This window comes from Nitrincola tapanii (assembly GCF_008368715.1).
Classification (GTDB): Bacteria; Pseudomonadota; Gammaproteobacteria; order Pseudomonadales; family Balneatricaceae; genus Nitrincola; species Nitrincola tapanii.
The window spans coordinates 214,489-226,961 of record NZ_SMRS01000001.1 but is presented as its reverse complement, the minus strand read 5'-3'; the positions used below and the strand labels follow the sequence as shown (position 1 = coordinate 226,961).

9 protein-coding genes are annotated in these 12,473 nt (G+C 52.4%); 5 read left to right on the top strand and 4 right to left on the bottom strand.

Features of this window, described 5'->3' with window-relative positions; translation table 11 throughout:
* Positions 1-385 precede the first annotated feature (385 nt).
* Positions 386-1,648, bottom strand: coding sequence for a nitrate- and nitrite sensing domain-containing protein (locus E1H14_RS01200; protein ID WP_149389622.1), 1,263 nt, complete (start codon positions 1,646-1,648; stop codon positions 386-388).
* Positions 1,649-1,903: 255 nt separating this feature from the next.
* Between E1H14_RS01200 and E1H14_RS01195 the strand changes: the two genes are divergently transcribed.
* From E1H14_RS01195 to cobA, 4 genes are all read left to right on the top strand, one after another.
* A complete protein-coding gene (locus tag E1H14_RS01195) occupies positions 1,904-2,830 on the top strand; it encodes a methyl-accepting chemotaxis protein (RefSeq protein WP_149389621.1) in 927 nt (308 codons plus the stop codon).
* Positions 2,823-3,710, top strand: a complete 888-nt coding sequence (locus tag E1H14_RS01190; RefSeq protein ID WP_149389620.1) for a nitrate- and nitrite sensing domain-containing protein — start codon at positions 2,823-2,825, stop codon at positions 3,708-3,710. Before E1H14_RS01195 ends, E1H14_RS01190 begins: the two co-directional genes overlap by 8 nt.
* A gap of 171 nt (positions 3,711-3,881) precedes the next feature.
* Positions 3,882-6,527 carry a nitrate reductase gene (locus E1H14_RS01185; RefSeq protein WP_149389619.1) on the top strand — a complete coding sequence of 882 codons (2,646 nt, stop codon included), beginning with the start codon at positions 3,882-3,884 and terminating at the stop codon, positions 6,525-6,527.
* Positions 6,520-7,389: a uroporphyrinogen-III C-methyltransferase gene (cobA, locus tag E1H14_RS01180; RefSeq protein ID WP_149389618.1), complete on the top strand. Its 870-nt coding sequence runs from the start codon at positions 6,520-6,522 to the stop codon at positions 7,387-7,389. Before E1H14_RS01185 ends, cobA begins: the two co-directional genes overlap by 8 nt.
* Here the strand turns inward: cobA and E1H14_RS01175 are convergent.
* Positions 7,386-8,678, bottom strand: a complete 1,293-nt coding sequence (locus E1H14_RS01175; protein WP_200833999.1) for an OmpP1/FadL family transporter — start codon at positions 8,676-8,678, stop codon at positions 7,386-7,388. The two genes, cobA and E1H14_RS01175, sit on opposite strands and share 4 nt — an antisense overlap.
* A 129-nt stretch (positions 8,679-8,807) precedes the next feature.
* A complete protein-coding gene (locus E1H14_RS01170) occupies positions 8,808-9,536 on the bottom strand; it encodes a hypothetical protein (protein WP_149389617.1) in 729 nt (242 codons plus the stop codon).
* Here E1H14_RS01170 and E1H14_RS01165 point away from each other — a divergent pair.
* Positions 9,535-10,245, top strand: coding sequence for a lytic transglycosylase domain-containing protein (locus E1H14_RS01165; protein ID WP_149389616.1), 711 nt, complete (start codon positions 9,535-9,537; stop codon positions 10,243-10,245). The two genes, E1H14_RS01170 and E1H14_RS01165, sit on opposite strands and share 2 nt — an antisense overlap.
* A gap of 36 nt (positions 10,246-10,281) precedes the next feature.
* Here E1H14_RS01165 and E1H14_RS01160 read toward each other — a convergent pair whose 3' ends face one another.
* Positions 10,282-12,462: an OsmC domain/YcaO domain-containing protein gene (locus E1H14_RS01160; protein ID WP_149389615.1), complete on the bottom strand. Its 2,181-nt coding sequence runs from the start codon at positions 12,460-12,462 to the stop codon at positions 10,282-10,284.
* Between the last annotated feature and the right edge of the window lie 11 nt (positions 12,463-12,473).

The following is a 12,473-nucleotide window of genomic DNA, read 5'->3' as shown; positions in this document are numbered from 1 at the left end:
AAAAAAACGGCGTCATCTCATGCAACCTGTTAATCCGACAGGGATGAGATGGACGCCGTTGTCCGTTGTGATTCTGTGCTACACGACTCGATTAGACCGAGCCACCTGGCACTGCCTAGATCGGCTAGCGAGCACGATCATGGCCTTTGATTTAGTTAGAGCAGAAACTGTGCCAAGTTTTAAAAACCCAATCATTTCTATGGAAAAGCCTTGGCCAAGGATCAAATCGGGGCAAAGCCCTGCGCAATATGAATCAAATTTGCACTTTTGCAGTGCACAATGATCCTAAAGCGAACAAAAAAAGCGCAACCCTTTCCTTTAAATCAAAAAAACCGTCTGAATAGGCTCTAAAACTTTTTGCTAAACGTAACGTTTATTTGGCCAATTAAACTTTTAATAGATCCAGCAAAGACACCACTGACTGTGCTACATCGGCCAAACGCCGATTTTGCTCCATCGCTGCTTTACGTAACTGGCGATAAGCTGCTTCTTCACTCAGATGTTGATGCTGCATCAACAAGCCTTTTGCCTTCTCAATCAACTTGCGTTCGCGTAAAGCTTCACGGGCTTCATTCAGCTCATCACTGATACTTTGTAAGCGTTGCGCTTGGCTGTGCAAAAGATCCATGATCGAACGCTCCATCTCACGACTCACCCCGGCACTAGGGGTCGGCGTTGCCAGGGCCAAGAGTGGATCCAATACAGGCTCTGCATAGTCCCCCAGCGCGTTGACACGCGCCAATACACGATGATGATTCTGCAGATCCTCCTGAGCGGCCTGAAGTTTTTCTTCACACACCTGCAGAAGTTCACAACTGAGTGACTCTTCAATTTCACGCAGGGCATCGATACGCTGCGTCGCCAGTTCGTACCAAACCTCACTGAATGCACTGGGCACAGGATCTTGCTCCTGAGCGCGGCTGACCACCTGGCGCAAACGCACAAACTCGGCCTGCACCTCGCTTTGCCATTGTGTTTGCCACAAGGCTTTTGCCTGGCTGGGTGCAAACTGCAGAAACACCTCAAAGCAACGCTCTTGCCCTTCAATTAAGTGTTGCAGGGTTTGTTGCTGTGTGAGTTCAAAATGCCCCGCCGCAAAACCACTGGCGGCCCAAGCACGCTCTTGCCCAGCCCACTCTTTACCCTGCATAAAATTAAAGAGCGCGACCAGCAAGCGAGTGATCTCGGGATCGGAAGCGGCATCGGCCGCCTCAAACACCACCGCTAACAAACCCGCTACCAAGCGGCTAAAGGCCTGAGTCGCTGCCGCTGGAGTGAGTTGCTGGGCACTAATGGCACAGCGCAAATCTGGCAAACCATCTAATGCCTGCAAGACACAGGCAATACGGGTATACAAACGCACGCCACCTGTCACCGGACACTCCACACGCTCGGGACAGAGCAAACGAGCACGTAAGCGCTGCTCTTCGGTCTGGCACACCTGTTGCTGCTGTTCTCGCTGTACCTGAAAGCGTGTCCCAGCCGAGGCCAAAAACACATTGCTGAGCCCGCGTTCACGTTGTAACTGATGCACCAACCGGCTAATCGCTTCGACCAGCGAACACGTCTCAGCCAGATGTTCAAGACTCACACGCTCGCAACGCTTAGCGGCTAACAAAAAGGCTTCAGCCGAACTGGATTTGGGCATCACAGGTCTCCTGTGCCAGATAAATGAACAATTCCTAGTCCTTCTCTAGCAAGGAGCATTCCATTCGGCCTGAAAAAAGGCCTTATTTAAAGAATTGGTATTCTTTTTGCTTTGACTTAAGACAATCTAGGCCCTTACTCAACGGATGCCTGGTACAGCTTAATTTTTCATACTCAGGCAAAGACGCCTGCTCCTTTACAGCCAAACCGCCTGTGAAGTGGCAGGCGTTTTTTTTGGCCAAGATGGAGGCTCTCGATGCATAGCATTTTTCAATCCTTAACTGGACGCCAGGCCAAGCAGCCACCACTTCCCCAAAAGCAGATGGAGGCCGAACGTCAAATTTTGCAATTGCAGCAGCAGTTACAGGAAATTTCACATTCGACCCAAGAATTGGATCAACAGGCCACACGAGTGTTGGAATCGGCTCAGATACAAACGCAAGCAGCGACTACCGCCGCCGCAGCCATTGAAGAGATGAGCGCGAGCATTACCGAAATCGCGGAATTAGCTGAAACATCGCGCGGAGCTTGCATCGAAGTCGATGATGCGGTGCATCAAGGACAGGCTCACCTCAACGCCCTGGTCGAGCATTTACACTGGATGAATCAACGCGCGTTAGACAGCCATCAAGAGATGGCACAACTGGATGCCAGCTCACAGATTATTACCCAGATGTCGGGTGTTATTCGCACCCTGGCCGATCAAACCAATTTACTGGCCTTAAATGCGGCGATTGAAGCCGCCCGTGCGGGGGAGGCAGGCCGAGGCTTTGCGGTGGTCGCGGATGAGGTGCGCTCCTTGGCGTTAAACAGTAATGCCTCGGCGATTGAGATCGCTGAAAAGATCGACTCGGTTCAGCGCGGCATACGGGGCAGCGCACAGGCCATGGCTGAACTCTCGGATCTTTCCAGCCAAAGTTTAAAAAGTGTCCAGGCCATCTCCGAGCGCTTGCAGCATATTAGTGATCGCAGCGCCGCCTTAAGCTTACAAGTGTCTCAAGTTGCGGTCAGCACCACCCAACAAACACAAGCGGCAGCCGATATCGCCCAGTTAGCCGACAGTGTCCAGCAGCATACACAGCATACGATGCAAGCTGCGGAAGAATCCCGTGCCATCTCGCAGCACCTTTCCGATCTCAGCGACGCCGCGCGTCGTGTCACCCGGAGTTCCGACCATGCCTGATCTACCTCTATGGCTGTACCTATGTTTGGCCTTGATTGCCTCGACTCTTTACGTCTTCATCTATTTGCGTGTTCAACGTCTGGAGCGTCAACAACACACGCGTCGCATTCATCTACTACACCGTTTACGACAACTTTTATCCTTGCTCCAAAAACATCGTGGTCTCAGTGCCGGCATTCTCAGTGGTGACAAGAGCCTCAGTGCCGATCGCGCGGTGATTCAGCAGGAGATTCAATCTCTACTGAAAGGCGCTCAAACCGAGCAAGTGTTACTGGCACCCTTTGAACGCTGGCACACACTGACAGAACACTGGGGACGATTACAGGCTAATCAGCAGCTCGATGTGCGCGCCTGTCTGCTGCAGCATCATCAATTGATTCGCACCCTACTTTTTTTGATTGAAGATCTGGCCGAAGCCTCACACTTGGCGGCATCACATCCCGAATTGGAATATCTGCCCTGGGTATGGAAAGGTCTATTACCCAGCGCAGAATGGGCAGGACAAGCACGCGCCCTCGGCACCGCGGTCAGTGCCAAGGGATGCAGCACTCCGGCTGAACGCATTCGCTTACGCTTCCTATGCCAGCAACTGCGGGAAGAATCCAGCCATACTTTACAAAGGCTCAAGGCTCAACCCGATCTGCAAAAATCGCTCTTGCCCGCTCAAGCCGCTTTACAGCAGTTTCTTTGGACACTGGAAACCCAAATTCTTCAGGAGAATGGCCCCCCACTGAATGCCAAGGAATTTTTTGCTCTGGCCACTCAGGCGATCGAATCCCTCTTAGCCATCGCCGATGATGCCCTGACGCATGCCTTGAGAGTGCACCAAGAAATCAATCCGCACCTTTTAGGTGCAACAACACTTGTATCAAGAGGCTAAGTGCCTTAAGTCACTCAAAACTCAGACTGGCATTTTTTTTGCTTTAACTATTGAGCGTCCTTGACGTTTAACAATTTAATTGACGGGGAACAGGCTCCCCCGGGCAATGCCGCCCACATCACTGAACTCGCAAGGGTTCGGGGATGTGGGCTTTTTTTATGGGTCAATGAAATGAAAACACTCACCAGTAGCTGCCCTTATTGTGGTGTCGGATGTGGCGTCCTGCCCCAAGTCGAAGCGGGACGCTTAATTGCGATTTCCGGCGATCCCCAGCACCCCGCCAATTTCGGCAAACTCTGCATTAAAGGCAGCAGTCTGCATGAAACCACTGGCCCAGAACTACGCCTGTTACAACCCAAGGTAGATGGCAAAACCAGCTCTTGGGATGAAGCGATGCAGAGTTTCAGTACCCGTTTAAAAGCGATTCGTGACGAGCATGGCCCCGGCAGCATCGCCATGTACCTTTCCGGCCAACTCCTCACCGAAGACTATTACGTCGCCAACAAGCTGATGAAAGGCTTCCTCGCCTCCAGTCATGTCGACACCAACTCTCGCCTCTGTATGGCCTCAGCCGTGGCAGGACATAAACGCGCCTTTGGTGCCGATGTGGTACCGGGTTGTTATGAAGATTTTGAATTGGCCGACCTCGTAGTCTTGGTCGGCTCAAATGCCGCCTGGAACCACCCTGTTCTATTTCAACGCCTACTCGCCGCCAAACACGCACGACCTAACATGCGTCTTGTGGTGATCGATCCCAGACGCACCGCCAGCTGTGAAGCGGCAGATCTGCATCTTCCGATCCGCCCGGGAACAGATGCGCAATTGTTTAATGGCTTGCTCTTGCAGTTGGTTGAGCGCGGCGCATTGGATCTTGAGTTTATTCAAAACCATTGTGAAGGCTTCGACAGCGCCTTTACCGCCGCCTTGCAAACTCCCAGTGATCTGCACCAACTCGCTTTTGAGCTGGACGTGAATCCCTCCAGCCTGACGCGATTTGTAGAATGGTTTACCGGCACAGAACGCACCCTGACGCTCTTTTCTCAAGGCGTGAATCAATCCAGCAGTGGCACAGATAAGGTGAATGCCATTCTTAATTGTCATCTCGCCACGGGCCGTCTTGGCAAACCGGGCAGCAGTGCGTTTTCTCTGACCGGCCAACCCAATGCCATGGGGGGACGCGAAGTGGGTGGGCTGGCCAATCAACTCGCGGCTCATATGGATTTTAATCGACCTGAAGATATCGACCGAGTCGCCCGCTTTTGGCAGGCACCGGCCATGAGTCAGAGTGAGGGTTATAAAGCGATCGAACTGTTTCGTGCGATTGATCGGGGTGAAATTAAAGCCCTGTGGATCATGGCAACCAATCCACTGGTCAGCATGCCCGATTGCGAGTTTGTGCGCAGAGCTTTGAGTAAATGTGAACTCCTGGTCGTATCCGAATCCATGGCACACACCGACACGCTTGAACTGGCACACATTCAACTCCCAGCCACGACTTGGGGTGAAAAGAATGGCACCGTGACCAATTCGGAAAGACGTATTTCGCGGCAACGTCCTTTCCTAGCGCCGCCGGGTGAAGCCCGACACGATTGGCAAATTATTTGCCATCTGGCACAAGCGCTGGGTTTTGACCAAGCTTTTTCTTATCAACACCCGCATGAGATTTTTCTTGAACATGCTCGATTGTCCGCCTTTGAAAATGATGGGCGTCGAGCGTTTGATCTGTCGGGCCTGTGCCACCTCGATCAGACGGCCTACGATGCCCTAGAACCGATTCAATGGCCAGTCAATGCCGCGCACCCGAAAGGGCGTGCACGCCTGTTTGCCGAGGGCGATTTTTTTACGCCCAACCGCCGCGCGCGTTTTATTCCCGTCACCCCACGGGCACCCCAACAAACACTCGACCCAGAACATCCTTGGCGTCTGAACACTGGACGGATTCGTGATCAGTGGCACACCATGACACGTACCGGACGCGCCGCGCGTCTGTTGCAACATCGCCCAGAGCCCTTTATCGAGATTCACCCCTTGGACGCGCAAGCTCAAGGCTTAGACAATGAAAGCCTCGCTCAACTGAGGAATCCACAGGGTGAATACATAGGCCGTGTACGTCTTAATGAAGGACAACGCCCTGGCGAATTGTTTGTACCCATGCACTGGACACGTCAGTTTAGTGCTCAAGCCTGTTGTGATGCGCTGATTCAACCAGTCTGTGATCCCATCTCCGGCCAGCCTGAATCCAAGCAAGGATGTGTCGCACTGCAACCCTTAGCGACCACTTGGCAAGCTCGCGTATTGATGCCCGCACACCAACAAAAACGCTGGTCGAGTCGCTACTGGTCATGCATTCCACTGGAACACTGTCAGAGCTGGATCTTGGCCGATCAACAAAGGGTCGAGAACTGGTCGGATTGGTGTTTAGAACATTTGGGCTGCGCACCGGATCTCTGGTACCAGGACCCCACTTCCGGCACCTACCGTGCGGCGGCCCTGGTCGATGGGGCGCTCATCTGGGTACTACTGGTCAGCCCAGAGGGCGACTTTCCCGATCTCAGCTGGCTAGCGCAAGCCTTTACGCGCCCGCTAAGCCCTGAAGATCGCCGCGCGCTGCTGTTTGCAGGTCCTGGACACAAACAGGATCTGGGGGCACTTATTTGCAGTTGCTTCCAGGTACGCGAAGCCTCGATCACCGCCGCTATTCAAGCCGGCCTCCACAGCCCTCAAGCCCTTGGACAAGCCCTCTCTTGCGGCACCAACTGCGGCTCCTGTCTTCCCGAAATTAACGCGCTGTTAGCGCAGGAGATCTGTCATGCTTAACCTACTGCGTCGTCCAGATGTGTACCGCGAGGGTTGGCCAAAATCTGCCTTCAACAGGCTGACCCAACTCCACACGCCACAGACAACAGACACCTCCACCAAGCCTGGCCAGGTCGCCCTCATCGGTGCCGGACCCGGTGATCCTGAACTGATTACACGTAAAGCCTGGCGACTCATTCAGAGTGCGGATGTCCTTCTTTATGATGCGTTGGTCAGTGAAGCCTTAATGCAGGAGATTCCACCGCACATACGTCGTATCTACGTCGGCAAGCAAAAAGGTGCACACTCGATGAGCCAGGAAGCGATCGGTAAAACACTCGTGGGACTAGCACAACAGGGCTTGCAGGTGGTGAGGTTAAAAGGGGGGGACGCTCTCATTTTCGGTCGCCTGGGAGAGGAGTTGGACGCTTTAAAAGCCGCAGGCATCCCTTATCAAATCGTACCCGGCATTACCGCCGCAGCCGGTTGTGCCGCCAGTGCCGGTTTTGCCTTAACAGAGCGCGGCCAAGCCAGCCGTTTACGTCTGATTACGGCTCACCATTGTGACGGTCGTAGCCTACCTTGGGCCGATCTGGCGCAGACCGATGAAACGCTGGTGTTTTATATGGGGCTGAGTCAGGCACATGAGATCAGCCGTGGTTTGCGCGAAGCCGGTTTGCCCGATGATTGGCCAGTCTTGCTGGTCGAACGCGGCACTCAAGCAAATGAGCGCCGTGTGAAAACCGACCTACTCGACTTACCCCAAGCGATTATTCGCCATCAACTGGAATCCCCAACCTTAATTTTTGTCGGTCAGGTCGTCCAACAGGTGGAAAGCGAGCAAGCACACGCTCTTGGCGTGCATAAACTCTGGCCCTTTTAGAAGCGATATTGCCAAGCCAGGCCGAGAATATCCTGGCTCATCGTTAAATCCGCTTCTCCACCCCCAAAGTTTGTGGGGATGGACTGGTTTCCTGAGCGTGTAGTTTTGAAGGCACGGGTATAAGCCAGGGTCAGTGCGTGTTGCTCGGTGGGTGACCAACTAGCGCCTAAGCTGAGATGCTCTTGAATCACGCCGGGCGCCAAAATGTTAAAAAAGGTCTCACTGGCTGGGATAGGTTGGTCGGCATAGCTATAACCGGCACGAAGCGTCCACTCTGGTGAAAGGGTGTGGATGACCCCAAGCTTATACACATTCACATCTTGCCAACCAAAGCCAGGGCTATTACTGGCTCCCAAAGGCGCTTGTACGGCCAAAGGATTGGCAATCGATTTAATTTGACTGTATTCAATAAACTGCCAATCGCCAGCCAAAATCCAGTTAGGTTGAAGTTGCCAAGCAAATCCTAAACCATAGGTTTGTGGAATATCAAAACCACCGGCTTGCGCGAAGAGTCCACGATACTCCTCAAAGTTATCCATTTTGATTTTCGATGACCAACTGGCAGCCAGCGTCAGCTGATCCGTCAACTGGCCTTGCCAACCGAGCTTGATCCCCCAGCCATCCGAGGAGTCATGGCCACGATTGGTTAACGCATCGGGAGCCGAAGAGATCCCAGCAAAACCAGCCAGGCCCGTGGCCTCAAACATCTGATAGCTATAGGTCACCCCTAAACCGAGGGCATGTGCTTCCGTCAGCTGATAGGCCACCGCACCGGTGACAAACAACTGCGCCAGATCCACACCCGCCTGACCACTGTTTCCGGAAGGATCAAACGGATTTTGTGTATAACCGGTATTCATCCCCCCATTCGCATGCATAACTAGACCGTAAGAGAGACGCTCATTGGCCTGGTAACTCAAACCCAGTTCAGGAATCCAGAAATAACGATCGCTGTTTGCATCAAACTCACCCGAAAGCATAGGATTGCCCCGAATCACAGCGGAGCGTTTAGGCTGGAACCAGGTCACCCCAAGATCCAGCTGGTCGCCGAGTTGCGTCAAGGCTGCCGGATTGGTTGCCGCGGCCAAGCTGTCTTGTGCCAAGGCATAGCCGACTCCCGCCATCCCCTGACTGCGCACACCCACGCCATGCGTAAAATAACCATTCGTCGCCTGCGCCGTCAGTGGCAGCAGTAGTGCGGCCAAGGTGCTGATATTCTTAAAAGCACTAGGAATTTTAAGCGCACTGATGTTCTTAAGAGCACCGAAATTCTTAAGATTTGAATTCACCTTCACACTCCGCTTTTTAATACAAAATGATATATATAAGCGGAATGATATATTTGTAAGCTATATAAGAGAAATAACCAAATCTAATTAAGATATAGTTAAATTAGTACAGCCTTAGATGTGCCCTGACTAAGTGCTAGGACAAGCCCAGTTGCGCACTTCAGGAAATAAGGCGCGTAATTTTTGCACTAAAGGATCGCGTGAATCGATACGCTCACGTGCATAGGTTTTTTCCTGCGGGAAATCACGCATCAGCAGTGCCAAGAGCAAAGGCGCTCGGACAAAGATCTGATCACAATCACTGATCTCATTGATACTGCCTTGCCAGATAAGCTCTTGATCGAGGGTACGCTCTAGCCGCAGCCAAAGCTCATGACGATACTGAGTACGCGTACGCAACTCTGGAAAGTCCTCCAGGAAGCTAGGCTCCCAAAAAAGACCCTGCCCGAACCCCTGGCGACTGCGCAGGCCCGAGTAGAAAAAAGGCGGCTGGCTTTCCAGACGCGTACCTGCCGCTTGCGTCGCAAAACCCAGATGCCAACTATACTCGGCCTCTTCTGGACTCAGCACCGGCTGCCAGCTTCGTAGCCTTAAGCTTTCCTCTAGCATACGGCTGATTTTTGCGGCCAAAGCGCCATCCACAGAGGCCGTATGAATCACAAAGCGCGCCGAAACCGGTACCTCGGCCTGGCGCTCTGTGTAACTCACCCCTTGAAGACTACTGCAAGCGCTGAGGAACACACCGCCGCAGAAGAGGAGGAAAGTTCGCAGAAAATTGGCTGGCAAACGCCGCCGACTCAGCACAAATGTTGTATATTTCAATTCAGAAGATAAAAAGCGCTTAAGAGACGGATTCATGTGTTTACTCCAGCCTAAATTCATTACAGGCCTGTTGCTGAGCTTAAGCATCATCACATCAGTACAGGCGGATAACGGCATCCGGCGCATTGTGCATCCGGATGGTCGTGTTGAATTTACCAACCTAGGCTCAGGGACTCCCCAACCCGTCACCCAACAAGTGCGACAAACTGTTTTCACCTACCGCACTGCCAGCGGCAATCTCGCCTTTAGTGATCAACGCCCTCCTGAAGGGGTGCGCTACGATGTGATGCGTTTTGACTGCTTTGCCTGTAAACCCAATTCTAGCGTTAATTGGCAAACTACGCGCTTGCATACACAATCTTATCGCCAAGAGATCGAGCAGATGGCCAAGCGTTATCAAGTAGATCCTGCGCTGATTCGGGCCGTGATTCATGCCGAATCCGCGTTTAACCCGAACGCCATTTCACCCAAGGGTGCACAGGGATTGATGCAACTCATGCCCCCCACCGCAGCCGATATGGGGGTGAGTAACGCGATGGATCACCGTGAAAATATCCGCGGAGGGGTACAGTATTTAGCCTGGTTGCTGAAGCAGTATAACGGCAATACGCGCCTCGCCACGGCCGCCTACAACGCAGGTCCCGGCGCCGTTCGCCAGTATGGGGGCGTGCCGCCTTTTGCCGAAACCCAAGCCTATGTTGAGCGTGTTGCCATCCTGCATGAGCGTTATCGACAGGCCCAATAACCCTCATGCAAGAGGCCGGTTACGCTCTCTGCTGAATTAAGCCTGAGCCGCGCGCGCAGCATGCAGCTTTTTATAACTTTCAATTAAGCGTAAATGGCGATCCAAACCTTCCAGACGCATGCTGGTTGGCTCCAGTCCATAAAAACGCACACGACCTTCGGCAGAACCCACAACCGCATCCATCACCTCAGCCCCAAACATCCGCTTCAGGTTGTGGATAAAGTCATCCAAGCGCAGTTCTTCATCCAACAGGATCTCTAATACGGCCTGTAGCGCACGGTAGAAAAGACCACGCTCAACGGTGTTGGTGTTAAATTGTAAAAACTGCTCCACTCGCTCCAACGCGGCGTCCTGTTGGCCTAGCGCCAGATGAATCAACAGCTTTAACTCCAAAATTGTCAGCTGTCCCCAGGGGGTGTTCTCATCAAATTCAATACCGATCAGGGTTCTGATATCGGTATAGTCATCTAACTGGCTGTCTTCCAAACGCTCCAGCAGGTCGGCCAGCGCGAGATTCCCCAAGCGCTGAAGATTCAGAATATCTTCACGGAAATCCAAGGCTTTATTGGTGTTATCCCAGATTAAATCCTCGATGGGATAGATCTCTGAATAACCCGGCACCAGAATACGGCACACCGGTGCGCCCAAATCTTCATGCACCGCCATGTACACCTCTTTCCCCATCTCTTCGAGAATGCCAAATAACTTGGCCGCTTCCTCCTCATTCGTACCGGAGAAATCCCACTCACAGAACTCATAATCGGCTTGCGCGCTAAAGAAACGCCAAGAGATCACCCCTGAAGAATCAATAAAGTGCTCAACAAAGTTATTCGGCTCAGTCACCGCCAGGGTGCTAAAAGTCGGTGGCTGGAAATCATTCAAGCCCTCAAAACTACGGCCTTGCAGCAACTCGGTCAGGCTGCGCTCTAAAGCCACATGCAAACTTGGATGCGCGCCAAAAGAGGCAAACACACCGCCATTACGTGGATTCATCAAGGTGACACAGGCAACCGGGAATTGACCACCTAAGGAAGCATCCTTGACCAACACCGGGAACCCCTGTGCCTCTAAAGCTTGAATGCCTTCGAGCAGCTCAGGGTATTTTGCTAACACCTGCGGCGGCACATCGGGTAAGGCGATCTCTTCCTCGATGATCTGCTTTTTGACCGCCCGTTCAAAAATCTCAGATAAGCATTGAACCTGAGCCTCGCACAGAGTGTTGCCCGCACTCATGCCATTACTCAGATAAAGATTCTCAATAAGATTAGAAGGGAAATAGACGACTTCTCCATCAGACTGACGCACAAAGGGTAAAGAACAGATACCACGATCCGCTCGGCCAGAGTTGGTATCTATCAGATTTGAGCCACAGAGCTCAGCATCTGGGTTATAGATTTCCAGACAATACGCATCCAGCAGCCCTTCTGGCAGCTCATCCCCTGCCCCCGGCAAAAACCATTTTTCATTCGGGTAATGTACAAACTCGCTGTTGGCAATCTCTTCACCAAAAAACTGGTCGTTATAGAAGAAATTACAACTCAAACGCTCAATAAATTCGCCCAGTGCTGAACACAGCGCACTCTCCTTCGTCGCCCCCTTGCCATTGGTAAAGCACATAGGTGAGGCCGCATCACGAATATGCAAAGACCAGACATGCGGCACCAGATTGCGCCAAGAAGCGATCTCGATCTTCATACCGAGCTTGGCCAGAATAGCGGTCATGTTCGCAATGGTGGTTTCGAGCGGAAGATCCTTACCTTCGATCCAGGTCTGAGCTTGAGCCGAAGCGGGTGCCATCAAGAGCGCCTGAGCATCGGCATCCAGATTTTCGACCACTTCGATCTGAAACTCCGGCCCCTCTTGCACCACCTTTTTCACGGTACAACGCTCGATCGAGCGCAGAATACCTAAGCGATCCTTGTCCGAAATATCCTCCGGCAATTCAACTTGAATCTTAAAGATCTGCTTATAACGGTTTTCGGGGTCGACAATATTATTTTGTGCCAAGCGGATATTATCCGTCGAAATATTGCGCGTATTGCAATACACCTTAACGAAATAAGCGGCACACAACGCCGAGGACGCCAGGAAATAGTCAAACGGGCCGGGTGCCGAGCCATCTCCTTTATAGCGGATTGGCTGGTCGGCAATAACGGTGAAATCATCAAACTTGGCTTCAAGTCGAAGATTATCGAGGTAGTTGACTTGGATTTCCATGAGCAGGTACC